This is a genomic window from Nocardioides sp. Z21_20 (assembly GCF_059766585.1).
The window spans coordinates 1-23,997 of sequence record NZ_JCBAJX010000009.1; the positions used below are offsets into that span (position 1 = coordinate 1).

The window sequence follows — 23,997 nt, forward strand, 5'->3', positions numbered from 1 at the left end:
ACGCGCCACAAGCACCTCCAACATCGAGGTGTTGCACTAGGACTTGGAGACCACCTCGTGAAACCCGCACTTCCCACATGTTGCAACGCGTGGGATGTACGGGTTTCGTGTGGCCAGTACGGCGCAGCGGGGCGAGGGGGTGCCAGCGTGCGGTCGAAGCCTGCGCGCATGGGGCTGGTGGGACTGGTTAGTCCGTTGGGGTTATCGGTGTCGGCGGGACCACGAGTTAACTCGTGAAACCCGCACTTCCCACGTGTCGCAACGTGTGGGAAGTACGGGTTCCGTGTGGCCAGTACGGCGCCGGCCCGCCGGCCCGCCCCGGCCCGCCCCGGCCCGGGCCACCCCGGAAGACCCGCCCCTCAGCCGCCCGCGTTGAGCGCGTCCGCGGTGAGCTGGCGCAGCAGCTCCATCACGCCGTCGGGGCCCTTCACCACGATGTCGGCGAGCTCCACCAGGGCGCTCTGCTCCTCGGAGGCTGAGCAGACCAGGAGCGTGGCGAGCCCCTCCTCGCGCAGCTCGGCGACCGCGCGGAAGGCCTCGACGTCGCCCAGGTCGTCACCGGCGAAGAGGAAGCCCCCCGCGCCGACCTCCTCGGCGATCAGATGCACGGCGTTGCCCTTGTGCATGCCCGGCGAGCGGACCTCGACCACGTTGCGCCCCGGCTCCACCGCGAGACCGTAGCTCTCGGCCAGCTTCGAGACCGGGGCGAGCAGCTGCGCGAACGCGCCGGCGGGGTCGGCCAGGCGGCGCGTGTGCACGGCGACGCCGAGCCCCTTCTCCTCGATGTAGGCGTCGGCAGCGCCGGCGCGGCGCAGCGTGGCAGGAAGGGCGGCGATGAAGGACGAGAGCCCGTGCGGCGGGCGCGGCGAGATCACCCGGCGGTTGGTCGAGGACCAGCGCTCGTTGCCGTACTGGCCGAACAGGTAGAGCTCGCGACCGGCGCCGCCGAGCTGGTCACCGACCTCGTCGAGACCGCCGAGCGCGAGCGCCTGGCGGGCCGGCCGCCCGGTGATCACCGCGATGGCGCGCACGACGTCGGCCAGGCCGACCAGCACCTCGGGGGCGTCCGGGTGGATGTGCGCCTCGGTGGGGTCGTCCACGATCGGCGACAGCGTGCCGTCGAAGTCGAGCCCGACCACGACAGACTCGGCGACGCGGACCAGGGCGGCGTAGCGCTGCTCGCCCTCAGGGGACGTGAACTCCATGGTGACAGCCAATCACGGAACCGGACGCCCGCCGCAGCCAGCGAGGCTGCGCCGGGCAAAGCCCTGAGGCCTCAGCCCCGTGTCGGACCGCTCAGCTGTAGTCGGCCGTCAGGATCACGGTGAGCCGGTCGAAGCGCATCGGCGCGACGGCGGGCATCAGCCGCTTGATCCCCAGGTCGCGCGCCAGCATGGTGGCGGCCGCCTCCAGGCGCGGGGGGAAGTAGACCGTGGACGCCGGGATCGTGCCGACCCAGTTGTCCGAGCCGACGACCTTCCAGCCGGCCCCGGAGGCCTTGCCTGCCGTGGTTCCGGCCAGCCCGGTGATGCCGGAGTTGTTGAAGATCTCGACGTAGACCTCGCCGCGCTTGACCGCGGGCGCCTTCTTCACCGGCTTCTTCTTCACCGGCGCCGGCGCGGTGCTGGGGGTGGGCGTCGGCGAGGTGGTTGCCTCGGGCTGGGAGACGACCTGGACCGTCTCGCCGGAGCCGTCGTCCTGGGTGGCCACGAAGGCGACCCCGGCCATCGCGACCGCGACCACGCTCAGCATCACCAGCGGGGAGGGCAGGGCGACCCCGCGCTCGTCGCGCCGGGGGGTGTGGGAAAGGAGAGTCACCGCGGCCTCAGACGTCGAAGCCGAGCCGGCGGGCCGAGCGCTGCCGTTGGCGGGCGGCGCGCAGTCGGCGCAGCCGGCGCACCAGCAGCGGGTCCGCCTCGAGGGCGGCCGGCTTGTCGATGAGGGCGTTGAGGACCTGGTAGTAGCGCGTCGAGGACATGTCGAACTTCTCGCGGACCGCCTGCTCCTTGGCGCCGGCGTACTTCCACCACTGGCGCTCGAACTCCAGGATCTCGCGGTCGCGGTCGGACAGGCTCTGCTCCGGGGCCTCGTGGCCCTGGAAGGCGTTTGCGGCGTCCATGCAAGGTCTCCCGGTGGTGCGTCTGGCTCTCGGCCGTGGGCGAACGAGATACGAGGTGCTGAGGTCCCACTCTAGGCGACGAACCACAACGGTGTCATTCGATCCCCGCGCGTCGCGCGGCGAGCGGAGGTGCCGCGCGAGATCCGTGCCACTAGCCTCGGCGCATGAGCACCGACACCGACGTGCGCTGGGGCATCCTGGCCACCGGCAAGATCGCCCACAGCTTCGCCGACGACCTGGCCGCCACCCCCGGCGCGCGCCTGGTCGCGGTCGGCTCGCGCAGCGCCGAGCGCTCCCGGGAGTTCATCACCGAGGTGGGCGCGGACCCCGAGAGCGTCACCCCGCACGGCTCGTACGCCGACCTCGTGGCCGACCCGGACGTGGAGGTGGTCTACGTCGCCACCCCGCACGCGCGCCACCTGGCCGACGCCCGGCTCGCCCTGGAGGCGGGCAAGCACGTGCTCTGCGAGAAGCCGCTGACCCTCAACGTCGCCGAGGCCGAGGAGATGATCGCCCTGGCCCGCGACCGCGGCCTGTTCCTGATGGAGGCGATGTGGACCGCCTGCCACCCGCTGGTCCGCGAGCTCGGCCGGGTCCTGACCTCGGGCCGCCTCGGCACCCCGCGGATGCTGCACGCCGAGCTGGGTTTCCGCGTCGACGCCTCCGAGGACGACCGGATGCTCGACCCCGCGCTGGGCGCCAGCACCCTGCTCGACATGGGCATCTACCCGCTCACCTTCGCCCACCTGATGCTCGGCGCGGCCGAGGACCTGCACGGCACCGCCTCCCTCTCCGACCGGGGCATCGACCTCGACGTGGTGGTGACCGGCCGCTACCCCGGCGGAGCGCTGGCCACGATGTCGGCGTCGATGACCTCGTGGTCCTCGCGCGCCGCGGCGATCGCCACCGACCTGGGCCGCATCGACGTCGCCGACTTCCACCACCCCACCCGCGTGACCTTCACGCCGTACGACGCCGCGGGCGCGGACCAGGCCGGGCACACCGAGCCGGTCGCGATCACCACCGACGAGCCGGTGCTGGGACGCGGCTACGGCAACGAGATCGCCGAGGCGGGCCGCTGCCTGCGCGCGGGACTCCTGGAGAGCCCGCTGGTCCCCCACGAGCAGACCCTCACCCTGATGCGCCAGCTCGACGACCTGCGCGCCCAGATCGGCGTCCGCTACCCCGACGAGCGCTGACGCGCCGTGGGTCACATGCGTGTGGACCACGCCTCCGTTCGACCCGAAGCACTAGGGTGGCTGTCGTGACGCACATCGGCTCGGCAGACCTCGTCATCGTGGCCAACCGACTGCCCGTCGACCGGGTGACCGACAGCGACGGCAACCTCGGCTGGCGCCGCTCGCCCGGCGGGCTGGTGAGCGCCCTGGAGCCGGTGATGCGGGCCAACGACGGCGCCTGGATCGGCTGGCCCGGCGGCGCCGACGAGGAGCTCGAGCCGTTCGTCGACGACGGCCTCTCGCTGATCCCGATCGCGCTGAGCGCCCAGGAGATCGAGGAGTTCTACGAGGGCTTCTCCAACGGCACCCTGTGGCCGCTCTACCACGACGTCGTGGCCAAGCCGGAGTTCCACCGCGAGTGGTGGGAGTCCTACGTCGTGGTCAACCGCCGCTTCGCCGAGAAGGCGGCCGAGGTCGCCTCCGAGGGCGCGACCGTGTGGATCCAGGACTACCAGCTGCAGCTGGTCCCGCAGATGCTGCGCGACCTGCGCCCGGACCTGCGCATCGGCTTCTACCTGCACATCCCGTTCCCGCCCGCCGAGCTCTTCCAGCAGCTCCCGTGGCGCCGGCAGCTGCTCGAGGGGCTGCTGGGCGCCGACCTGGTCGGCTTCCAGCTGCCCGGCGCGGCCCAGAACTTCGTCCGCCTGGTCCGCCAGCGGGTCGGGCACAAGACGCACCGCGACATGGTCTACCTGCCCGACGGCCGCTCGGTGAAGGCGCACGCGTTCCCGATCTCGATCGACGTGGAGGGATTCGAGGAGCTGGCCCGCTCCGAGGGCGTCGCGAAGCGCGCCCAGGAGATCCGCGAGGCCCTCGGCAACCCGCGCAAGATCCTGCTCGGCATCGACCGCCTCGACTACACCAAGGGCATCTTCGCCCGGCTGCGCGCCTTCAGCGAGCTGCTCGCCGAGGGGCGACTCGACGTCGAGGACGCCGTGTTCGTCCAGGTCGCCACGCCCTCGCGCGAGCGCGTCGAGCAGTACCGCATCCTGCGCGACGACATCGACCGCCTCGTCGGCCGGATCAACGGCGACCTGGGCCGGATCGGCACGCCCGCGATCTCCTACCTGCACTCGTCCTACCCGCGCGAGGAGATGGCCGCGCTCTACCGGGCCGCCGACATCATGGTCGTCACGCCGTTCCGCGACGGGATGAACCTGGTCGCCAAGGAGTACGTCGCCACCCGCCTGGAGAACGACGGCGCGCTGGTCCTCTCCGAGTTCGCCGGGGCCGCCGAGGAGCTGCGCCAGGCCTGGCTGGTCAACCCCTACGACATCAACGGGATGAAGTCCGCGCTGATGGAGGCCTACGAGGCCCCGCCCAAGGAGATCACCCGGCGGATGAGGGCGATGCGCAAGACGGTCGGCGAGAACGACGTCTCGAAGTGGGCCAACCGCTTCCTCGAGGAGCTCGCCGCCACCCGGCCCGACCACGGCAAGGTCGTCCGCCCCGCCCGTCGCAGCTGAGCCGGGCTCAGTCCGTCGGCGGGGCCTCCGAGCCCGGCACCCGGGGCTCCATCAGCCTGCTCACCGACGCGGCGAGCTCGGCGCCCAGCCGCCCCCAGCCGGGCTGGTAGCCGAAGACCTCGGCCAGCGACGTCATCCCCTGCTGGCCGTCCATCAGGTCGACGTCCTCGGGCGTGATCAGCCCGGGGTGGGCCACCCCCACGGCCTCGGAGACCTTGAGCAGGTCGCGGCGCAGCGAGACCAGGTAGTTGGCGACCCGCTCGCTCTTCAGGTCCGGGTCCAGGCCGCGGACGTAGCGGGGGTTCTGCGTCGCCACGCCCACCGGGCACCGGTCGGTGTGGCACTTCTGGGCCTGGATGCACCCCATCGCGAGCATCGCCTCGCGGCCCACGTTGACCATGTCGGCGCCGAGCGCGAAGCCGACCACCGCGTTCTCGGTGATGCCCAGCTTGCCGGCGCCGATGAACACCACCTCGTCGGCCAGTCCGGCGGCGGCGAAGCGCTTGTAGACCTCGGCGAACCCGACCCGGAAGGGGTAGGCGACCGCGTCGGCGAAGATCATCGGCGCCGCCCCGGTGCCGCCCTCGCCGCCGTCGATGTTGACGAAGTCGACTCCCCGCTCGCGCGAGACCATCATCGAGACCAGCTCGTCCCAGAAGTCGAGGTTGCCGACCGCCGACTTGATGCCGACCGGCAGACCCGTCGTGTCGGCGACCAGCTCCACGAAGTCCAGCAGCGAGTCGACGTCGTGGAAGACCTGGTGCCGGCTCGGCGAGGCACAGTCGACGCCGGCCTTGATCCCCCGGATCTCGGCGATCTCGTCGGTCACCTTGGCGCCCGGCAGCATCCCCCCGAGCCCGGGCTTGGCGCCCTGGCTGAGCTTGATCTCGATGGCCCGCACCGGGGCCGACTCCACCACCCGCCGCAGCTGGTCGAGGTCGAAGTTGCCCTCCTCGTCGCGGCAGCCGAAGTAGGAGGTGCCGATCTGGAAGACGATCTCTCCGCCGTGGCGGTGGTACGGCGAGAGCGCGCCCTCGCCGGTGTTGTGCAGGACCCCGGCCGACGCCGCTCCCCGGTTGAGCGCCTCGATCGCCGCGTGCGAGAGCGAGCCGAAGCTCATCCCCGAGATGTTCACCACCGAGCGCGGCCGGAAGGCGTGGCGCCGTCCCCGAGGACCGCCGAGCACCTTCGCCGCGGGCACCGCAATGCTGTCCTCGGTGTGCGGGTACGTCGAGGCGCCCTGCCCGGAGAATGTGCGGTGCTTGATCACCGGGTAGCCCACGACGTGCTCGATGTTGTTGTCGGTGCCGAAGCCGAAGTAGTTGTTCTCCAGCTTGGAGCTGGCGTAGATCCAGCTGCGCTGGTCGCGGCTGAAGGGCCGCTCCTCGTCGTTGGACGTGACGATGTACTGCCGCAGCTCCGGGCCGACCCGCTCCAGCAGGAAGCGCCCGTGCCCGATCACCGGGAAGTTGCGCAGGATCGCGTGCCGCTTCTGACGCAGGTCGTGGACCCCCACCACCCCCAGCGCGCCGAGTGCCGCCGTGCCTGCCGCCGTCGTTCTCCTCCACCTCATGGCACCGTGTCTAGCCGCACCACCCAAGGCGTGTCGAGGCGGGGTGCTGGCGCGGGAGGGCCGGCTACCGGCACTATCAGCCGCCAAGGGGCCCTCGCGGCCCGTTCTCGGGAACTTCAGGAGTACCACCATGCGCAGACGCGCTCTCGCCGCCCTGTCCACCCTGCTGCTGACGATGGCCGCCCTGGTCGGCGTCACGTCGGTGACCGCGGCTCCGGCAATGGCCGACGGCTGCTACTCGTGGAGCCGCAACCTCGCCCCGGGCGCGACCGGCGCCGACGTCACCGAGCTGCAGGTCCGCGTCGCCGGCTGGGCCGGGTACGGCGCGACCTTCGTCATCGACGGCAGCTACGGCCCCGCGACCACCACCGCGGTGCGCAACTTCCAGAAGGCCTACGGCCTGAGCGCCGACGGCCTGGCCGGGCCCGCCACGTTCGCCAAGATCTACGCCCTGCAGGACGACGACTGCTCGACGCTGCACTTCACCTGGGCCGAGGTCGACGGCGGCTGCGGGGCCGGGGGCTACAGCGGGGGCTCGGTGAGCGCCGCCCAGGTCAAGGAGAACCTCGAGCGCGCGATGTGGCGCGCCGAGGCCCTGCGCCAGCGGCTGGGCAACAAGCCGCTGCGGGTGACCTCGGGCTTCCGCTCGAAGGCCTGCGACAGGTCCGTCGGCGGCAGCGGCACCGGCCAGCACACCTACGGCCGGGCGCTGGACTTCACCGGCATCAACGGCAGCCCCTCGTTCTGCCAGATCGCGCAGGCAGCCCGCTCCACGGCGTTCAACACGATCCTCGGGCCGGGCTACCCCGGCCACGACGACCACACCCACGTCGACATCCGCCCGGACCGGGTCTACTGGAGCGCCCCGGGCTGCGGCATCGGCTGATCCTCACCGCGTGGGGGCGGACGTCGCTAGGGTGCCAGCCATGTCACACGACGTCCTCCCCCGCGGGGTGCGCCTGGGCTACGGATCGGGATCGGTCGCCACCGGCGCCTTCGGCACCGTGCCCGGGTTGATGCTGCTGCCCTACCTGACCGACAGCCTCGGCATCGCCGCGCTGTGGGCGGGGGTCATCGTCTTCGTGCCGAAGTTCCTCGACGTGGTGCTGAACCCGGTCGCCGGGCGGATCAGCGACCGCACCGTCGACCCGCGCGGCCCGCGCCGCCCCTGGCTGCTGCGCGCCGGCCTGGTGCTCGCGGTCTGCTTCGCGCTGATCTTCGCCGGCCCGGCGTGGGACTCCTCGCTCGCCGAGGCGGCGTGGGTGCTGGTGTTCTTCCTGGCCGCAGCGGCCGCGTACGCCTTCTTCCAGGTCCCCTTCGTCGCGATGCCGGCCGAGATCACCGACTCCTACGACGAGCGGACCCGGCTGATGACGTGGCGGGTGGCGATCCTGGCGCTGACCATCCTGCTCGCCGGCGCCTCCGCCCCGCTGATCCGCGACGGCATCGGCGGCCGCGAGGGCTACCGCGCGATGGGCGTGGCGATGGCCGCCCTGATCGCCCTGGGCGTCGTGCTCGCCTACCGCGGCACCCGCCGCGCCCCGATCGGCGCCAGCGCCCCGGGCGCCGGCACGCTGCGCGAGCAGCTGGGCATCGTCGCCGCGGCCCGCGACTTCCGGCTGCTGCTGGTCACCTTCGTGCTGCAGGCGCTGGCGGTCGGCTGCATGCTGGCCGGCGTCGACTACGTCGCCGGCGACGTGCTCGGGCGTCAGGGCTCCTCGACGCTGCTGTTCGTGTGCTTCGTGGGACCCGCGATCGTGCTCACCCCGCTGTGGGCGCGACTGGGCGAGCGGCTGGGCAAGAAGCGCGGGTACCTCGCCTCCTCGGTGCTCCTGGCCCTCGGCGCCGGGCTCTTGGTGATGGCCTCGTGGATGCCGGCGGCGGGAGTCCTCGCCGCCACCGCCCTGGTGGGCGTCGGCTACGCCGGCTGTCAGGTGTTCCCGATGGCGATGCTGCCCGATGCCGCGGCCGTCGACGCGCGGCGCACCGGCGAGAACCGGGCCGGGGTCTACACCGGGGTCTGGACCGCCGGAGAGACCTTCGGGATGGCGCTGGGCCCCGGGGTGTTCGCCGCCCTGCTCGCGCTCGGCGGCTACGTCTCCTCCACCGACGGCGACGCGGTCCAGCCCGACTCCGCGGTGACCGCGATCGTGCTCGGCTTCTCGCTGCTGCCCGCCGCGCTCGTCGTCCTCAGCCTGTGCTGGCTGGCCCGCTACTCCCTGGACGCGGCCGCGCTCGACGCCGCGTCACCGCCTTCCGAGAGGACCTCCGCATGAGTGACGCCCTGGCCCGCCTGCACGAGCTGCAGAGCGGCGACCTCCCGGTCCAGGGCGGGCGGACGCTGGCCTACGTCTACGACTCGGGGCTGGCCGACGTGGATCGGATCGGCCGTGCGGCGGTCGCGGCGTACGCCGGCTCGAACGGCCTGGACCCGACGGCCTTCCCGAGCCTGCTGACGATGGAGAACGAGCTGGTCGGCTTCGCCTGCGACCTCCTCGACGCGCCCGCCTCCGCGGTCGGCACGGTGACCTCCGGCGGCACCGAGTCGGTGCTGCTCGCGGTGCAGGGCGCCCGCGACGCCCGCCCCGACGTGCGGCGACCGCGGATGGTGATCCCCGAGACCGCGCACGCGGCGTTCCACAAGGCCGCCCACTACTTCGGCGTCGAGGCGGTGATGGTGCCGGTGGGTCCGGACTTCCGGGCCGTGCCCGAGGCGATGGCGGCGGCGATCGACGACGACACCGTGCTGGTGGTGGTCTCGGCGCCGTCCTACGCGCACGGCGTGGTGGACCCGGTGGCCCCGATCGCCGCGGTCGCCGCGGCGGCCGGGGTGCGCTGCCACGTCGACGCGTGCATCGGCGGCTGGGTGCTGCCCTACGCGGAGCGGCTGGGGCGCGCGGTGCCCGGGTGGACGTTCGCCGTCGAGGGCGTCACCTCGATCTCCGTCGACCTGCACAAGTACGGCTACGCCCCCAAGGGCACCTCGCTGCTGCTGCACCGGACCGCGCAGCTGCGCCGTCCGCAGCTGTTCGCCTCGGCGCGCTGGCCCGGCTACACGATGCTGAACTCCACGATGCAGTCGACGAAGTCGGGCGGACCGCTGGCCGGCGCGTGGGCGGTGGTGGAGACGCTGGGCGACGCGGGCTACCTGTCGCTGGCGCGCGAGGTGTTCGCGGCGGTCGACGCGATCGTGGCGGGGGTGGGCGAGATCCCCGAGCTGCGGCTGGTGGTGGCGCCGGACTCCACGCTGGTGGCGCTGTCCACCGACGGGTCCTGCGATGCGTTCACGGTGTGCGACGAGATGGCCGCACGCGGCTGGTTCGTGCAGCCGCAGATGACCCACGGCGCTCAGCCGCCCACCATCCACCTGTCGGTGAGCGCCGCGACGCACCCGCACGTCGCGGAGCTCCTCGGCGCGCTGCGTGACTCGGTGGCCGCGGCGGTGGCCGCGGGGCCGGTGACGGTGGACCCGCAGATCGTGGCGTTCGTCGAGGCGCTCGACCCGGCGTCGCTGGGCGAGGACGACTTCGACGGCCTTCTCGCCGCCGCCGGTCTCACCTCCGGGGAGGCCGGCCCGCTGGCCCTGCCCGAGCGGATGGCCGAGGTCAACGCGCTGCTCGACGTGGCCAGCCCGGCGATGCGCGAGGCCCTGCTCGCCGCCTTCCTCGACCGGCTGGCCCGGCCCGCCCGCTGACGGGCGGCCGGGCGCGAGCCGGCTAGAGGTGGTCGGGGACGATCAGCGCGTCGGGGTCCTGGCGCACCGGCATCGCCTCGACCGCGCTCCGGGTCAGCCCGGCGGTGGACTTCACCAGCAGCGCGCGCCGGCGCGGGGGCATCGCGTCCCAGGAGCCGGGGTTGCGGTGGTCCATCAGGGAGCGGATCGCCTCCTCGGCCGCCGCGGCGTACTCGTCGGCGCTGAACTGGGGCGTCGCGCCCACGGTCGGCCGCTCCGGCAGCGCCAGCAGCGCGGGCAGGATCATCTCCCCGGCGGCGGCCTTGTGGTGGTACCTGTCGATGGGCGCCTGCGCCTCCCAGGACGCGTCGGCGCCGCCGCGCCGCCAGGGCGCCCGCTTCGCGACGTACAGCTGGCGGGCGACGGCCTCGACGGCGACGGTCATCTCGCGCTCGGTGAACTTCATGGTCACCGATTGTCGCGCACCGCGGAAGCGGCGCGCCCGCCCGGGCGGCTCAGCCGTCCGGCTCGGGACGGCCGTAGTTGCGCCTCCGCGCCGCCTCAACGACGTCGGAGAGCTGCTCCTCGGTGATCACCCGTGGGACGCCGAGCGCCGAGGCCCGGTGGTGCAGCTGGCACAGCCACTCCAGGAGCAGGGCCCGCTCGATGGCCTCGCCGAGCGTCTCGCCGTGCGCCACCGACCCGTGGTTGGCCATCAGCGCGGCGCTGCGCCCGCACAGCGCGTCGCGCACCGCCAGCGCCAGCTCCCGACTCCCGAACGTGGCATAGGGCGCCACCCGCACCGTCCCGCCGAGCAGCAGCTGCTCGTAGTGCATCACCGGCAGCTCGTCGAGCACGCAGGCGACGGCGGTGGAGTACGGCGCGTGGGTGTGCACGACCGCGCCGACCCCGGGGTTCCCGTCGTAGATGGCCAGGTGCAGGTCGAGCTCCGAGGTCGGCCGCAGCGAGCCGTCGACCACCTTGCCGGCCGCGTTGACGAAGGAGACGTCCTCGGGCCGGCACTCCTGGAGCACCACCCCGGTGGCGGTGATCGCCACCAGCTTCGGGGCGACGAGCAGGCTGACGTTGCCGGCGGTGCCGATCAGCAACCGCTCCTCGGCCAGCCGCCGCGCCGCCGCCGCCACCGCGCGGCGGGCGTCTCGTCGGCTCTCCCGCCCGGCCCCGAACCGCTGAGTGATCTCATCGTTCATCGCCCGCCTCCCCGAGAGCCGTGTCGCGTGACCAGGCCCTGCCCACCGGGGAGGTACTGCGCCACACCCACGTTCATACCACTGCGGTACCCCCCTCGGAGGCGTCCACGACCGATCCGGGTCGGCAATCGGGCCGGTCCCGGCACCGGGCCGGCACAGGGCGCCGCGTCGACGGCACAATGGCGGCCGTGAGCGTGCTGACTGGACTCGTGGACCGCGGACTCGTCGCCCCCGACTGGGCCGAGGCGCTGGCTCCGGTCGAGGACCGGATCGAGGTGATGGGACGGTTCCTGCGCGCCGAGCTGGCGGCCGGGCGGCCCTACCTGCCGGCCGGTGAGCAGATCCTGCGCGCGTTCGCCCGCCCGCTCGCCGAGGTGCGGGTGCTGATCGTGGGCCAGGACCCCTACCCGACCCCCGGGCACCCGATCGGGCTGAGCTTCGCCGTCGCCCCCGACGTTCGCCCCGTGCCGCGCAGCCTCGCCAACATCTACACCGAGCTCGGCACCGACCTCGGCATCGAGCGACCCGAGCACGGGGACCTGACCGCCTGGTCGGAGCAGGGCGTGATGCTGCTCAACCGGGTGCTCACCGTGCGCCCCGGCGAGGCCGCCTCGCACCGCGGGCGCGGCTGGGAGGAGGTCACCGAGTGCGCGATCCGCGCGCTGGCGCGCCGCGGTGGCCCGCTGGCCGCGATCCTGTGGGGACGAGACGCCCAGTCCCTGGCGCCGATGCTGGGCGAGGTGCCGGCGGTGTCCTCGGCCCACCCCTCGCCGCTCTCGGCGAGGCGGGGGTTCTTCGGGTCCCGCCCCTTCAGCCGGGTCAACGCTCTCCTCGTGGAGAGCGGAGGTACGCCGGTCGACTGGCGGCTGCCGCTGGCGCCTCCCCCCGACGCCTTGTTGAATCTTTAACTAAACAGGCGCACACTGGTGTCATGACCCTCATGCCCGCCCTGTTCCTGGGCCACGGCGCCCCGCCCCTGCTCGACGACCCGCGGTGGTCGGGCGAGCTGGCCGGCTGGGCGCGCGACCTGCCGCGCCCCAAGGCGATCCTGATCGTCTCGGCGCACTGGGAGTCGGCGCCGGTCTCGCTGAGCGCCTCGAGCGCACCGCTGGTCTACGACTTCGGCGGCTTCGACGCCAAGTACTACGCGATGACCTACCCATCCCCGGACGCCACCGCCCTGGCCCGGCGGGTGGCGGCGATGATGCCGCCCGGCGAGCCGGTCCACCAGCACGCCTCGCGCGGCCTCGACCACGGCGCCTGGGTCCCGCTGCGGATCATGTACCCCGACGCGGACATCCCGGTGCTGCAGATGTCGTTGCCCACCCACGACCCCGAGCGCCTGCTGGCCCTGGGCGAGCGGCTGCGGCCGCTGCGCGAGGAGGGCGTGCTGATCATCGGCTCGGGCTTCCTCACCCACGGCCTGCCGTTCCTGCGCGAGTTCCGCATCGACGCCGCCGCACCGGGCTGGTCGCGCGAGTTCGACGCCTGGGCCGGCGAGGCGCTGGCGCGCGGCGATGTGGACGAGCTGGCGGCGTACCGCCACCGGGCGCCGGGCATGCCCTACGCGCATCCCACGGTCGAGCACTACTCCCCGCTGTTCGTGACCCTGGGCGCGGCCAGCGACCCCGCGACGCCCGGCACCCAGGTCATCGACGGCTTCTGGATGGGGCTCTCCAAGCGCTCGCTGCAGGTCGCCTGAGCGCCCTGGCCCCACCCCGCCGGGGCGCTAGCGGATCCGGAGCCTGCGCATCATCGCCAGCCCCTGCAGCTGCTTGCGCGCCGCGTCCGCGAAGGGCACGTCGTCGGGAGTCTGCATGACCTGCTTCTTGAGCACCGCGAGGTTCTGGCAGTCGGTGTACTTCAGCAGCCCCTGGTCGCCGTGGCGGGCTCCGACCCCGGACTGCTTGACCCCGCCCGAGGGCGTGGCCTTCGCGGCGTACGCGGTGGCGAGGATGTCGTTGACGTTGACGTTGCCCGCCTCGACCCGCTTCGCCACCCGCACCGCGCGCTTGAGGTCGGCGCCCCAGACGCTGGCGTTCAGCCCGTAGTCGGTGTCGTTGGCGAGGCGGAGCGCCTCGTCCTCGGTGCGGTAGCGGTGCAGCGCCACCACCGGCCCGAACGTCTCGCACGAGCCGGTCAGCATGTCGGTGGTGACGCCCTCGAGGATCGTCGGCTCGTAGAAGGCCGGGCCGAGGTCGGGGCGCACCCGGCCGCCGGCGAGCACCGTGGCTCCCTTGGCCACCGCGTCCCCGACGTGGGCGGCCACCCGGTCCCGGTGCTCGACGGAGATCAGCGAGCCGACCTGCGGGTCGAAGTCGTACGCCGCCCCGACGCGCAGCGCCCGCGTGGTGGCCACGAAGCGGTCGCGGAACTCGTCGTAGATCGAGTCGTGGATGTACATCCGCTCGATGTGCATGCAGATCTGGCCGGTGTTGCCGAAGGCCCCGAAGACGGCCGCCTCGACGGCCTCGTCGAGGTCGGCGTCGGGCAACACGATCATCGGGTTCTTCCCGCCGAGCTCCAGGCAGCAGCCGATCAGGTTGCGTCCGGCGCGCTCGCCGATGGTGCGCCCGGTCGCCGTGGAGCCGGTGAACATCACGTAGTTGGCGTTGTCGATCAGGGTGGGCCCGACCGCGGGGCCCTCACCGCAGACCACCTGCAGCAGCCCCGGCGGCAGGCCTGCCTCCTCGAGCAGCGCGAAGCCGTAGAGCGGCGAGAGCGCGGTCTTGTTGTCGGGCTTGACCACCACGCCGTTGCCGGCCATCAGCGCCGGCATCGCGTCGGAGAGTCCGGTGGCGAAGGGGAAGTTCCACGGGGCGATGATCCCGACGACCCCCTTGGGCTGACGGATCTCGGTGGAGGACGACACCAGCGGGATCGGCCCGGGCCGCTTGACCGGGCGCAGCAGCCGGGGCGCGCGGCGCAGGTAGTGGCTGATCACCATCGGGACGTCGCAAATCTCCTCGAAGGCCATCCGCCGCGCCTTGCCACTCTCGGCCTGGATCAGGTCGACGATGGTCTCGTTGTGCTCGAGGAGCAGGGCGTGGAAGCGCTTGAACACCGCGAGCCGGCGCCGCAGCGGCCACTGCGACCAGACCCGCTGGGCGGCCCGGGAGGCGGCGAAGGCCTGCTCGATGTCGGCCGGGGTCGACTGCGGCAGCTCGACGAGGACCTCGCCGGAGTAGACCTCGGTGAGCTTCCAGGTGCCTCCCGAGGTGGAGGGCACCCGCGCGACGAGGCGCTGCAGGAAGGAGTCGGTCAGGGAGGCGGGGCGCTGCAGGGTCATCGAAGGTCTCCGGTCTCAGCCGTTGAGGACGAGTTCGGCGCACTTGTCGCCGATCATGATCGAGGGAGCGTTGGTGTTGCCACCGGTGATCGACGGCATGATCGAGGCGTCGGCGACCCGGAGGCCCTCGACGCCGCGCACCTTGAGGTCCGGGCCGACGACCGCCCGCTCGTCGACGCCCATCCGGCACGAGCCGACCCCGTGGTAGACGGTGGTGGCCCGATTGAGGATCTCCGCGCGCATCGCGCGTGCGTCGTACGCCGCGCCGGGGTGGATCTCGCCGAGCACGTTGTCGCCGAAGGCGGCGCTGCGCATGATCTCGCGGATGATCTCCACCCCCTCCACCAGGACGTCGCGGTCGGACTGCTCGGCGAGGTAGTTGAAGTCGATCAGCGGCGCGGCGCGCGGGTCGGGCGAGGCCAGCCGGACGGTGCCGCGGCTCTTGGGGTAGATCAGCGTCGACATCACCGTCAGCGCGGTGCGCTTGTCGACCTTGTGCCGGATCGGCGCGTCCTGGTTGGGCGAGGGGTAGGCCCAGGGCAGCACGTGGATCTGCAGGTCGGGGACGTCGGTGGCCTGCGAGGTCCGCACGAACGCCGTCGACTCGAAGACCGAGTTGGCCAGGAACGACGAGGCGGTGCGGGTCAGCTCGCGGGCGACGCCCTTGGCGAAGTACGCCGGCGTGCCGCGGTGCAGCGAGTTCTTCATGTGGAACGACAGCGGCACGAACATGTGGTCGTGCAGGTTGTCGCCGACCGGCAGGTCCGCGCGGACCGCGAGCCCCATCGCATCGAGGTGCGCGGCCGGGCCGATCCCCGAGAGCATCAGCACCTGCGGCGAGCCGAAGACGCCGGCGGCGAGGATGACCTCCTTGCCGGCGCGGACCACGCGCCGCTCCCCCGACTTGTCGATCACCTCGACGCCGGTCGCGCGCCCCCGCTCGAGGACGATCCGGGCGACGTGCACCTCGGTCTGCACCGAGAGCGTGGGCAGGTCCTGGTTGTGCACGTAGCCACGCGAGGAGCTGTAGCGCAGGCCGTGGTGGATGCTCTGCTGGAAGTGGCTGACCCCCTCCTGCGCCGCGGCGTTGTAGTCGTGCAGGATCTTCACGCCCAGGGTGTCGGCGGTCGCCTGGTCGAACTGCTCGGAGGCCTCCGTGCGCATCGTGTGGCGGGTGACCTTGATCGGCCCGCCGGCACCGCGGTAGGCGCTCTCGCCGTCCTCGAAGTCCTCGACGCGCTTGTAGACCTGGTTGACCTCGCCGGCGCTCCAGCCGTGGTTGCCCTCGGCGGCCCAGGCGTCGTAGTTGGCGCGGTTGCCGCGCACCCAGAGCATCCCGTTCACCGAGCTCGAGCCGCCGAGCACCTTGCCGCGGGTCTGCGGGATGCGGCGGCCGAGGAGGTGGCGCTGCGGCGTCGTGTAGTAGCCCCAGTCGATCGGCTTCTTGACCTGCGGCACCGAGTGCATCGGGCCGATCATCCCGGGCTTGGTGACGACGAACTGGGTGTCGCGCTTGCCTGCCTCCAGGAGGATCACCGAGGCGCCCGAGGCAGCCAGCCGGGCCGCGGCCGCACAGCCGGCGCTTCCCGCTCCCGCCACCACGTAGTCGGCCTCGTTCACCAGCTGCTGCTTACCCATGGATGTCCCCGCTCGGTGCAGTCGTACTCTCGGTATGTGATCGCGGACACACTGTAACAAGTTCTAGTTTGGACGTACAGGCGCGCTCGCCCCCGGATCGGGCAAGATGGCCTGGTGAAGTTCCTCTCGATCCAGTCCTCGGTCGCCTACGGCCACGTCGGCAACTCCGCAGCCGTCTTCCCCCTCCAGCGCCGGGGCCACGAGGTGTGGCCGGTCTTCACCGTGCACTTCTCCAACCACACCGGGTACGGCTCCTGGCGCGGGCCGATGCTGCCCGCTGAGGACGTGCGCGCGGTGATCACCGGCATCGAGGAGCGCGGCGTGCTCGGCCAGGTCGACGCGGTGCTGTCCGGCTACCAGGGCGGCGAGGACATCGGCGACGTGATCATCGACGCCGTGGCCCGGGTCAAGGCCGCCAACCCGCGCGCGACGTACACCTGCGACCCGGTGATGGGCAACGCCAAGTCGGGGTGCTTCGTCAACCCGGCGATCCCGGTGCTGCTGCGCGAGCGGGTGGTGCCGGTGGCCGACGTGATCACCCCCAACCAGTTCGAGCTGGGCTACCTCACCGGCACCGACCCCAAGAGCCTCGACGACGTGCTCGCCTCCGCAGACCTGGCCCGCGCGATGGGCCCCTCCACGATCCTGGTGACCAGCGTGGAGCGCGAGGACCGGCCCGCGGGCACCATCGAGATGATGGCCGTCACCGGGGAGGGCGCCTGGATCGTGCAGACCCCGCTGCTGCCGATGAAGGCCAACGGCTCCGGCGACGTGACCGCCGCCCTGTTCAGCGCGCACCTCGGCGAGACCGGCGACCCGGCGCTGGCGCTGGCCCGCACCGCCTCGTCGGTCTTCGACCTGCTGCAGAACACCCTGGACTCCGGGGACCGCGAGCTGCGCCTGATCGAGTCGCAGGACGCCTTCGCCACCCCGCGGATGCAGTTCGAGCTGAGCCGGGTCCGCTGAGGCGCATCGGCGTCCCGACCGGGTGGAGCCGCGTGACGGGATCGAACCGACGACCTTCCGTTTACAAGACGGATGCTCTACCAGCTGAGCTAACGCGGCGCGGCCGCCGCAGCGGCGCGCGCTCATCGTAGTGGGCCCGGGCGCCCTGCCCCGAACTCGGCTGCGCCGGCCCACGATGACCCTGCCCCCCGGCGCCGCTCGGGTCTAGGCTGCTGGACCATGGCGCTGCGCATCGTGGCCGGGCGCCCGGACCCGGCGTTGCTGAGACTGCCCTGGTCCACGCCGTTGGCGCAGTGGACCGACGACTACGTCGTGCCGCTGCCGCGGGGCCTCTCGCGTCACGTCGTACGCATCATCCGGCTCGGCTCCAGCACCTACGCGGTCAAGGAGACCCAGGAGCCGATCGCGTTCCGCGAGTACCGGCTGCTGCGCGCCTTGCAGCAGCTGCAGCTGCCCGCGGTCGCGCCCCGCGGGGTGGTCGCGGGCCGCGTCGACGACGCCGGCGTGGAGCTGCCCGCGGTGCTGATCACCGACCACCTGCGCTTCTCGCTGCCCTACCGCAGCCTCTTCGCGCGCGGCGCCACCGCGGAGAGCCTGCCCCCGCTGGTGGACGCGCTGGTGGTGCTGCTGGTCCGGCTGCACCTGGCCGACTTCTTCTGGGGCGACGTGTCGCTGTCGAACGTGCTCTTCCGCCGCGACGCGGGCGCGTTCGCGGCGTACCTGGTCGACGCGGAGACCGGGGAGCTGCGCCGGACGCTCTCGGCGCAGATGCGGGCCTACGACGTGAGCGTGGGCTGCGAGAACGTCTTCGCCGAGCTCCTCGACCTGAAGGCCAGCGAGGCCCTCGACGAGGTGGATCCGCACGAGATCATCGAGCGCATCGAGCTGCGCTACCAGGCCCTGTGGGACGAGCTGACCGGAGCCGAGGAGTTCTCCCCCGACGAGATGTGGCGCATCGAGCAGCGCATCGAGCGGCTCAACGACCTCGGCTTCGACGTGGACGAGCTCGACATCGTCACCGACTGGGACGGTGACCGGGTGATGATCCAGCCGAAGGTCGTGGAGCTGGGGCACCACCGCAAGGAGCTGCAGTCGCTGACCGGGCTCGACGTCCAGGACAACCAGGCGCGGCGCCTGCTCAACGACCTGGCCTCCTACACCGCCTACCACGACCTGGGCGCCGAGGACCGTGCGGTGGTGGCCAACCGGTGGCTGACGAAGGTCTACGAGCCGATCATCGCGATGGTCCCGCCGCAGGCCCGCGGCAAGCTCGAGCCGGCCGAGATCTTCCACGAGATCCTCGTGCACCGGTGGTACCTCTCCGAGCGCGCCGGGCACGAGATCGACATCTTCGAGACCGCCCGCGACTACATCACCCGCTTCCTGACCCGGCGCCGCGACGAGGACCTCACCACTCCGCCCGCGCTGTAAGGACGGTCAGTTGGAGGGCGCGGCGGCGGCCTCGGCGGCCGGCTCGGTCAGGCTCAGCTCGTCGTACTCGCCGACGTCGAAGCGGCCGTTGGTCTGCAGCACCACCGCCTGGATCCCGACCGGCCGGCCGTCGCGGTAGGTGATCAGGCTGACCTCGGCCGCCCGGCGCGGCTTGCTGCCCACCGCGATCGCGTACGCCGCGCCGCCGGTGGTGCCGTTGGTGAAGGTGTAGCCCCGCTCCCCCTCGGGCCCGAGCACCAGGTCCGGCCCCGAGCGGACGTGGGTGTGGCCGCCCACGACCAGGTCGGCGCACCCCGCGTCCAGGACGTCGCTGGCGAGGTTGGCGTCGTGGACCAGGACGGTGGCGATCCGCTCGTCGGCGTCGCACACCTCCTCGGTGAGTCGCTCCTCCACCTCGGCGAACGTCAGCCCGCTCTCGTCGCGCCAGCTGCCCAGCCCGCTGGAGCGCGGGTCCGGGACGCCGATCAGCCGCGACCCGCCGGGCCCCTCCACCACGTCGCCGGAGAGCACCGTCCAGCCGCGCTCGGCCAGGTAGTCGCCGACGAAGTCGCCGGTGTCGTGGTTGCCGGTGACCGCGAACCTGTCGAAGTCGTGGAAGGCGGCGTCGAGGGAGTCCAGGCTGAACGCCTCCCAGGCCTTGCCGGTGGAGGTGTCGTCGCCGGCGTCGAGGATCGCGGTGGCGCCGGCGTTGTCGGCGATCGCCCGGGCGACCGGGTCCATGCCGATGTTGTCGTGGCGGTCGCTGACCAGGATCGCCACCGTCTCGTCGTCGTCGGGCTGGCGCAGCTCGAGCTCGGCGGCCGCCTCGGCCGCCTCGGCGTAGAACGTCTTGGACTCGTCGAAGGTCTCCACCGCGCTCGAGACCAGCCGCCGGGTCTGCTCGGTGGTCACGTCGGAGCGGATCTGCACCTGGGCGGCCTCACCGGGCAGCGGCACCTCCTCGCCGAGGAAGTCCCCCAGCCCGACCCACTCGGCCGAGGCGTCCAAGGGCTCGCCCTGGCGCTCCCACGGCTGCCAGGCCACCGTGACCAGCACCAGCGAGCCGACCACCACGCCCGCACCGGCCGGGGTCGCCGCCCGGCGCGCGAGCTCCCGGCGACGCCGGGAGCCCAGCAGCAGCCACAGCCCCACCGGCAGCGCGCCCACCACGGCGCCGCGCAGCAGCGCCAGCTCGGCCATGTCCCTCAGGGCGTCCTTCACCTTGGCGATCTGACCCTCGGGCTGGCTGGCGATGAACGCGTACCGGCTGATCAGCTCGTCGGTGGACTCCGACTCCGTCTTGCCCAGGGTCACGTCGACGCCGATCGGCGCCCCCGAGTCCACCCGGACGTCGGGCAGCACGGGACCGGTGCGCAGCACCACGAACGACTCACGGGTGGGGCGCACCACCGCCTCGTGACCGGCGAGCACGGTGGTCCGGCTGCCGGTGACGAAGAGCAGCCAGCTCGCCCCGAGCGTGACCACGACCCACACGGCCAGCAGCGCCGCGACCCGGGGCCAACGGCGCTGCACCTGCGGGGCTGCCGTGCTCAGACGCGCGCCTGGGCGACGGCGTACAGGGCGATCGAGGCGGCCACGCCCGCGTTGAGGGACTCCAGGTCGCTGGCCATCGGGATCGACACCAGCTGGTCGCAGGTCTCCGCGACCAGGCGGCCCAGCCCCTTGCCCTCGGAGCCGACCACGACCACCAGCGGGCCGTCGGCCAGCGCGAGGTCGGGCAGCGACACGTCACCGTCGGCGGCCAGGCCGACGACCATGCAGCCGGCGTCCTGGTAGGCCTTCAGCTGGCGCACCAGGTTGACCGTCTGGGCCACCGGCACGCGCGCAGCGGCTCCCGCGGAGGTCTTCCACGCGGCGGCGGTCATCCCGGCCGCACGCCGCTCGGGGATCAGCACGCCGTGGGCGCCGAAGCCGGCGGCCGAGCGGATCACCGCGCCCAGGTTGCGCGGGTCGGTGACCGAGTCCAGCGCGACGATCAGCGGCTTCTCGCCGAGCTCGGTGGCGCGGTCGATCAGGTCGTCGGGGTGGGCGTACTCGTAGCTGGGCAGGCGGGCCGCCAGGCCCTGGTGCACTGCGCCCTTGGTGATCCGGTCGAGCTCGCCGCGGGGCACCTCGAGCAGGCTCAGGCCCATCTCGGCGGCCATCGCGAACGCCTCACGCAGGCGACCGTCACGCTCGGCGCCCTCCGCGACGTACACGGCCGTCACCGGGATCTGGGCGCGCAGCACCTCGACCACGGAGTTGCGTCCCGCGACCCACTCGGCCTCCGAGGTGCCGGTGACGCGACGCTTGGGCGCACGCGGGCCGGTCCGCTCCGCGCGCTTCGCGTCACGGTAGGCCTGGTGGTAGGGCCGGTCCTTGGCCTTGGGGGTGGGGCCCTTGCCCTCGAGGCCGCGCTTGACGCGGCCCCCCGAGCCGGCGGTGGGATTGCCCTTGCCGGTCTTCTTGATCGCGCCCTTGCGCTGGGAGTTGCCTGCCATCAGAGGTTCCACTTCGGTCCGGAGGGGGTGTCTTCGATCTCGATGCCGGCGGCCTTGATCCGATCCCGGATCGCGTCTGCGGCGGCGAAGTCCTTCGCCGCCCGAGCCGCGGCTCGCTGCTCGAGGAGGCCGGCGACGAGGACGTCGACGGCGTGGGTGAGCTTGTCGTCGTTGCTTGCGCCCGCGCCGGCGCCCCAGGCGGGGGCGGCGGGGTCGAGGCCGAGCACGTCGAGCATCGCGCGCACCTGCCCGAGGGCGGTGGCCAGCGCGGGGGACGCGCCGCCGGCGAGCAGCCGGTTGCCCTCGCGCACGGTCTCGTGCAGCACGGCCGTGGCGGCCGGGGTGCCGAGGTCGTCGTCCATGGCGGCGACGAAGGCGTCGGGCAGCTCCGCGGCGGCCGGCTCGACGCACGAGGAGGCGCGCTCGAGGAAGCCCTCGATGCGGCGGAAGCCGACGGCCGCCTCCTCCAGCGCCTCGAAGCTGAACTCGACGTGGCTGCGGTAGTGCGCCGCGACGAGGTAGTAGCGCAGCTCGATGCCGCGGAAGCGCTCGAGCACGGAGGGGATCGTCAGCGAGTTGCCCAGCGACTTGCTCATCTTCTCGCCGGCGGTGGTGATCCAGGCGTTGTGCATCCAGTACGTCGCGAACGGGTGCCCGGCGGCCCGGGACTGCGCCTGCTCGTTCTCGTGGTGCGGGAAGCGCAGGTCCACGCCGCCGCCGTGGATGTCGAAGGCGGTGCCCAGGTACTTGCCGGCCATCGCCGAGCACTCGATGTGCCAGCCGGGACGGCCCCGGCCCCACGGGCTGGGCCACGAGGCGGTGAGCGGCTCGGACTCCTTGTGTCCCTTCCACAGGGCGAAGTCGCGCGGGTCGCGCTTGCCGCGCGGGTCGGCGTCCTCGGCCGCCTCCATGTCGTCGATGCCCTGGCGGGTCAGCTCGCCGTACGACGGCCACGAGGCCACGTCGAAGTAGACGTCGCCGGACCCGTCCTCGGCGGCGTAGGCGTGGTTGCGCTCGATCAGCGCGGTGATCAGCTCGATCATCTCCGGCACGTGGCCGGTGGCGGCCGGCTCGTAGGTCGGCGGCGCCACGTTGAGCGCGGCGTAGGCGGCGCTCAGCTCCCGGTGCATCTCGTAGGCGAGGTTGTACCAGGGGCGGCCCTGCTCGGCCGACTTGGAGAGGATCTTGTCGTCGATGTCGGTGACGTTGCGGATGAACGTCACCTCGTAGCCGCGCGCGCGCAGCCAGCGCTGGAGGACGTCGAAGTTCACGCCGGAGCGGACGTGGCCGACGTGGGGCGCGGACTGCACGGTGAGCCCACAGACGTAGAGGCCGACCTTCCCCTCCTGCAGGGGCACGAAGTCGTGGACAGCGCGGGTCGCGGAGTCATAGAGCCTGAACGTCACCCGGCCAAGTCTAGGGGTGGCCGGCACCCGCGCCCGCATCGCCGGAGCCGGCACCGACGACGGAATCCGTGACGCACGGGACAGCAGTGACCAGTGGGAGTTATCGTCGGGCGGTGCCCGAGTCCCGCGTCGTGTCCCCCGTCCGTCCCCGCCGCCAGCAGCGTGCTCGTGCGGTGCTGGCGGGGACGCTGGCCGCGGTGAGCATCGCCCCGCTCGGCCTGCTCTCCCCCTCCGCCGCGCTCGACGCGTCCTCGCGCGGCGGCTCGTCGGCCAACGCCGCGCGCGCCGTACGCACCGCCGACTCGCAGGTCGCCTACCGCGAGTGGTCGAGCGACGCCCAGCTGGCCAAGGGCCGGATGCGCGGCGTCCGGGTCAGCGGCGGCCAGCTCGTGCTCGACGCCCCCACCGCTCTGCGCACCCGCGCCGGGCGCAGCTATCGCGCCGGCACCTGGGTCTCGCCGTGGGCGCGGACCGGGTTCGGACTCACCGAGATGGTGGCTTCCTGGAAGGCGACCACCCCGCGCGACAGCTGGATCCAGGTGGACGCCCGGGGCCGCACCGCCAGTGGCGCTCCCGCCACCTGGGACACCCTCGCCCGGTGGAGCGCCGGCGACGGCTTCCAGCGCCGCGACACCCTCAGCGGCCAGAGCGACGACCGCGCCAAGGTCAACGTCGACACCTGGCAGGTCACCGCACCCGAGGGGCTGACCTCGTGGCAGCTGCGCATCACGCTGCTGCGCCGCGACGGCGCCCGGTCGGCCAGCCCGGCCGTGGACACCGTCGGCGCCATGGTCTCCCGCCTGGGCGACCTGTCGAAGGCGCCGACCTCCGCGCCGGGCGTCGCGCGCGGGATCACCCTGGACGTGCCGCGCTACTCGCAGATGGTCCACCGCGGCCACTCGCCGCAGTGGGGCGGCGGCGGGCAGGCGTGGTGCTCCCCGACGTCGGCGTCGATGGTGCTGGGCTACTACGGGGCCCTGCCGCGACCGAAGGCCTACCGCTGGGTCGGCAGCGGACACCTGCACCCGTTCGTGGACCACGCGGCGCGCCAGACCTACGACTACGCCTACCGGGGCACCGGCAACTGGCCCTTCACCACCGCCTACGCCGCCTCGCGCACCGGCGCCGCCTTCGTGACCCGGCTGCGCGACCTCACCGAGGCCGAGCGCTTCGTCGCGGCGGGCATCCCGGTGGTGATCTCGGTGTCGTTCTCCTCCGGCCGGCTCACCGGCGCGCCGATCTCCGCGACCGCCGGGCACCTGCTGGTCGTGGTCGGGTTCACCAAGTCCGGCGACGTGGTGGTCAACGACCCGGCCGCCGCCAGCGCCGCCGGCGTACGCCGTACCTACGGCCGGGCGCAGCTCGAGCGGGCCTGGCTGGGCGGCTCGAAGGGGATCGCCTACGTGATCCGGGACGCCGCCCACCCGCTGCCGGCCCGGCGCGCGGGGGCGACCCCCAACTGGTGAGCCGGCGGTGAGCAGCGGCG

The 23,997-nt window shown here is 72.8% G+C and carries 21 protein-coding genes and 1 tRNA gene; 10 read left to right on the forward strand and 12 right to left on the reverse strand.

The features are described 5' to 3' along the window. Positions 1-359: 359 nt before the first annotated feature. The 3 genes from otsB to AC6EH9_RS14195 all read right to left on the reverse strand — a co-directional run bounded on the left by otsB (position 360) and on the right by AC6EH9_RS14195 (position 2,119). Positions 360-1,205, reverse strand: coding sequence for a trehalose-phosphatase (otsB, locus tag AC6EH9_RS14185; protein ID WP_498424029.1), 846 nt, complete (start codon positions 1,203-1,205; stop codon positions 360-362). A gap of 91 nt (positions 1,206-1,296) precedes the next feature. After that, positions 1,297-1,818, reverse strand: a complete 522-nt coding sequence (locus AC6EH9_RS14190) for a LytR C-terminal domain-containing protein (RefSeq protein WP_498424030.1) — start codon at positions 1,816-1,818, stop codon at positions 1,297-1,299. A gap of 7 nt (positions 1,819-1,825) precedes the next feature. After that, positions 1,826-2,119 (reverse strand): DUF3263 domain-containing protein, encoded by a 294-nt coding sequence (locus AC6EH9_RS14195; RefSeq protein ID WP_498424031.1) that lies wholly within the window; start codon positions 2,117-2,119, stop codon positions 1,826-1,828. A 164-nt stretch (positions 2,120-2,283) separates the two neighbouring features. Between AC6EH9_RS14195 and AC6EH9_RS14200 the strand changes: the two genes are divergently transcribed. After that, on the forward strand, positions 2,284-3,318 hold the full coding sequence (locus AC6EH9_RS14200; protein WP_498424032.1) for a Gfo/Idh/MocA family protein: 1,035 nt from the start codon (positions 2,284-2,286) through the stop codon (positions 3,316-3,318). A 65-nt stretch (positions 3,319-3,383) separates the two neighbouring features. Then, the gene (locus AC6EH9_RS14205) at positions 3,384-4,823 is read left to right on the forward strand and encodes an alpha,alpha-trehalose-phosphate synthase (UDP-forming) (protein WP_498424034.1); all 1,440 of its coding nucleotides are present in this window, start codon (positions 3,384-3,386) and stop codon (positions 4,821-4,823) included. Between the two features lie 7 nt (positions 4,824-4,830). On the opposite strand, the gene AC6EH9_RS14210 is transcribed toward AC6EH9_RS14205, so the two are convergent. After that, a complete protein-coding gene (locus AC6EH9_RS14210) occupies positions 4,831-6,396 on the reverse strand; it encodes an FMN-binding glutamate synthase family protein (protein WP_498424035.1) in 1,566 nt (521 codons plus the stop codon). A gap of 130 nt (positions 6,397-6,526) precedes the next feature. Here AC6EH9_RS14210 and AC6EH9_RS14215 point away from each other — a divergent pair, with 130 nt between their 5' ends. From AC6EH9_RS14215 to AC6EH9_RS14225, 3 genes are read left to right on the forward strand one after another with little or no spacing between them, the layout of a single operon-like run. Further along, complete coding sequence (locus AC6EH9_RS14215; RefSeq protein WP_498424036.1) at positions 6,527-7,282, forward strand: D-Ala-D-Ala carboxypeptidase family metallohydrolase; 756 nt, start codon at positions 6,527-6,529, stop codon at positions 7,280-7,282. 40 nt (positions 7,283-7,322) lie between these two features. Further along, complete coding sequence (locus tag AC6EH9_RS14220; protein ID WP_498424037.1) at positions 7,323-8,672, forward strand: MFS transporter; 1,350 nt, start codon at positions 7,323-7,325, stop codon at positions 8,670-8,672. Then, entirely contained in the window at positions 8,669-10,090 is a 1,422-nt protein-coding gene (locus tag AC6EH9_RS14225) for a pyridoxal phosphate-dependent decarboxylase family protein (RefSeq protein ID WP_498424038.1), read from the forward strand. Before AC6EH9_RS14220 ends, AC6EH9_RS14225 begins: the two co-directional genes overlap by 4 nt. A 22-nt stretch (positions 10,091-10,112) precedes the next feature. Here AC6EH9_RS14225 and AC6EH9_RS14230 read toward each other — a convergent pair whose 3' ends face one another. Continuing rightward, the gene (locus AC6EH9_RS14230) at positions 10,113-10,535 is read right to left on the reverse strand and encodes a hypothetical protein (protein ID WP_498424040.1); all 423 of its coding nucleotides are present in this window, start codon (positions 10,533-10,535) and stop codon (positions 10,113-10,115) included. Positions 10,536-10,584: 49 nt separating this feature from the next. Next, complete coding sequence (locus AC6EH9_RS14235) at positions 10,585-11,280, reverse strand: class II aldolase/adducin family protein (protein ID WP_498424041.1); 696 nt, start codon at positions 11,278-11,280, stop codon at positions 10,585-10,587. A gap of 179 nt (positions 11,281-11,459) precedes the next feature. Here AC6EH9_RS14235 and AC6EH9_RS14240 point away from each other — a divergent pair, with 179 nt between their 5' ends. Together AC6EH9_RS14240 and AC6EH9_RS14245 are read left to right on the forward strand one after the other, a co-directional pair. Then, a complete protein-coding gene (locus AC6EH9_RS14240; protein WP_498424042.1) occupies positions 11,460-12,188 on the forward strand; it encodes a uracil-DNA glycosylase in 729 nt (242 codons plus the stop codon). A gap of 23 nt (positions 12,189-12,211) precedes the next feature. Next, positions 12,212-12,982 (forward strand): dioxygenase family protein, encoded by a 771-nt coding sequence (locus AC6EH9_RS14245; protein WP_498424043.1) that lies wholly within the window; start codon positions 12,212-12,214, stop codon positions 12,980-12,982. Positions 12,983-13,009: 27 nt separating this feature from the next. Here AC6EH9_RS14245 and AC6EH9_RS14250 read toward each other — a convergent pair whose 3' ends face one another. Both AC6EH9_RS14250 and AC6EH9_RS14255 read right to left on the reverse strand, forming a co-directional pair. Then, on the reverse strand, positions 13,010-14,569 hold the full coding sequence (locus AC6EH9_RS14250) for a succinic semialdehyde dehydrogenase (RefSeq protein WP_498424044.1): 1,560 nt from the start codon (positions 14,567-14,569) through the stop codon (positions 13,010-13,012). 15 nt (positions 14,570-14,584) lie between these two features. Then, the gene (locus tag AC6EH9_RS14255; protein WP_498424045.1) at positions 14,585-16,207 is read right to left on the reverse strand and encodes a GMC family oxidoreductase; all 1,623 of its coding nucleotides are present in this window, start codon (positions 16,205-16,207) and stop codon (positions 14,585-14,587) included. 114 nt (positions 16,208-16,321) lie between these two features. On the opposite strand from AC6EH9_RS14255, the gene pdxY reads away from it, so the two are divergent. Continuing rightward, positions 16,322-17,173 carry a pyridoxal kinase PdxY gene (gene pdxY / locus AC6EH9_RS14260; protein WP_498424046.1) on the forward strand — a complete coding sequence of 284 codons (852 nt, stop codon included), beginning with the start codon at positions 16,322-16,324 and terminating at the stop codon, positions 17,171-17,173. A 23-nt stretch (positions 17,174-17,196) separates the two neighbouring features. Here pdxY and AC6EH9_RS14265 read toward each other — a convergent pair. Then, positions 17,197-17,272, reverse strand: a tRNA-Thr gene (locus tag AC6EH9_RS14265). A gap of 120 nt (positions 17,273-17,392) precedes the next feature. On the opposite strand from AC6EH9_RS14265, the gene AC6EH9_RS14270 reads away from it, so the two are divergent. Continuing rightward, a complete protein-coding gene (locus AC6EH9_RS14270) occupies positions 17,393-18,604 on the forward strand; it encodes a DUF4032 domain-containing protein (protein ID WP_498424048.1) in 1,212 nt (403 codons plus the stop codon). A 6-nt stretch (positions 18,605-18,610) separates the two neighbouring features. On the opposite strand, the gene AC6EH9_RS14275 is transcribed toward AC6EH9_RS14270, so the two are convergent. From AC6EH9_RS14275 to cysS, 3 genes are read right to left on the reverse strand one after another with little or no spacing between them, the layout of a single operon-like run. Continuing rightward, positions 18,611-20,137 (reverse strand): metallophosphoesterase family protein, encoded by a 1,527-nt coding sequence (locus AC6EH9_RS14275; protein ID WP_498424049.1) that lies wholly within the window; start codon positions 20,135-20,137, stop codon positions 18,611-18,613. A gap of 17 nt (positions 20,138-20,154) precedes the next feature. Further along, positions 20,155-21,105 (reverse strand): 23S rRNA (guanosine(2251)-2'-O)-methyltransferase RlmB, encoded by a 951-nt coding sequence (gene rlmB / locus AC6EH9_RS14280; protein WP_498424050.1) that lies wholly within the window; start codon positions 21,103-21,105, stop codon positions 20,155-20,157. Next, positions 21,105-22,511, reverse strand: coding sequence for a cysteine--tRNA ligase (gene cysS, locus AC6EH9_RS14285; protein ID WP_498424052.1), 1,407 nt, complete (start codon positions 22,509-22,511; stop codon positions 21,105-21,107). The genes rlmB and cysS overlap by 1 nt, the downstream gene beginning before the upstream one ends. 113 nt (positions 22,512-22,624) lie before the next feature. Between cysS and AC6EH9_RS14290 the strand changes: the two genes are divergently transcribed. Next, complete coding sequence (locus AC6EH9_RS14290) at positions 22,625-23,977, forward strand: C39 family peptidase (protein WP_498424053.1); 1,353 nt, start codon at positions 22,625-22,627, stop codon at positions 23,975-23,977. The last annotated feature ends 20 nt before the right edge of the window (positions 23,978-23,997 follow it).

Coding starts and splice junctions, on each gene's coding strand:
- AC6EH9_RS14240 (WP_498424042.1), top strand. CDS start 11,460: ATGGCGGCCGTGAGCGTGCTGACTGGACTCGTGGACCGCGGACTCGTC.
- AC6EH9_RS14215 (WP_498424036.1), top strand. CDS start 6,527: ATGCGCAGACGCGCTCTCGCCGCCCTGTCCACCCTGCTGCTGACGATG.
- AC6EH9_RS14250 (WP_498424044.1), bottom strand. CDS start 14,569: ATGACCCTGCAGCGCCCCGCCTCCCTGACCGACTCCTTCCTGCAGCGC.
- AC6EH9_RS14245 (WP_498424043.1), top strand. CDS start 12,212: ATGACCCTCATGCCCGCCCTGTTCCTGGGCCACGGCGCCCCGCCCCTG.
- AC6EH9_RS14195 (WP_498424031.1), bottom strand. CDS start 2,119: ATGGACGCCGCAAACGCCTTCCAGGGCCACGAGGCCCCGGAGCAGAGC.
- rlmB (WP_498424050.1), bottom strand. CDS start 21,105: ATGGCAGGCAACTCCCAGCGCAAGGGCGCGATCAAGAAGACCGGCAAG.
- otsB (WP_498424029.1), bottom strand. CDS start 1,205: ATGGAGTTCACGTCCCCTGAGGGCGAGCAGCGCTACGCCGCCCTGGTC.
- AC6EH9_RS14270 (WP_498424048.1), top strand. CDS start 17,393: ATGGCGCTGCGCATCGTGGCCGGGCGCCCGGACCCGGCGTTGCTGAGA.
- AC6EH9_RS14210 (WP_498424035.1), bottom strand. CDS start 6,396: ATGAGGTGGAGGAGAACGACGGCGGCAGGCACGGCGGCACTCGGCGCG.
- AC6EH9_RS14230 (WP_498424040.1), bottom strand. CDS start 10,535: ATGAAGTTCACCGAGCGCGAGATGACCGTCGCCGTCGAGGCCGTCGCC.
- AC6EH9_RS14220 (WP_498424037.1), top strand. CDS start 7,323: ATGTCACACGACGTCCTCCCCCGCGGGGTGCGCCTGGGCTACGGATCG.
- AC6EH9_RS14235 (WP_498424041.1), bottom strand. CDS start 11,280: ATGAACGATGAGATCACTCAGCGGTTCGGGGCCGGGCGGGAGAGCCGA.
- AC6EH9_RS14225 (WP_498424038.1), top strand. CDS start 8,669: ATGAGTGACGCCCTGGCCCGCCTGCACGAGCTGCAGAGCGGCGACCTC.
- AC6EH9_RS14255 (WP_498424045.1), bottom strand. CDS start 16,207: ATGGGTAAGCAGCAGCTGGTGAACGAGGCCGACTACGTGGTGGCGGGA.
- AC6EH9_RS14200 (WP_498424032.1), top strand. CDS start 2,284: ATGAGCACCGACACCGACGTGCGCTGGGGCATCCTGGCCACCGGCAAG.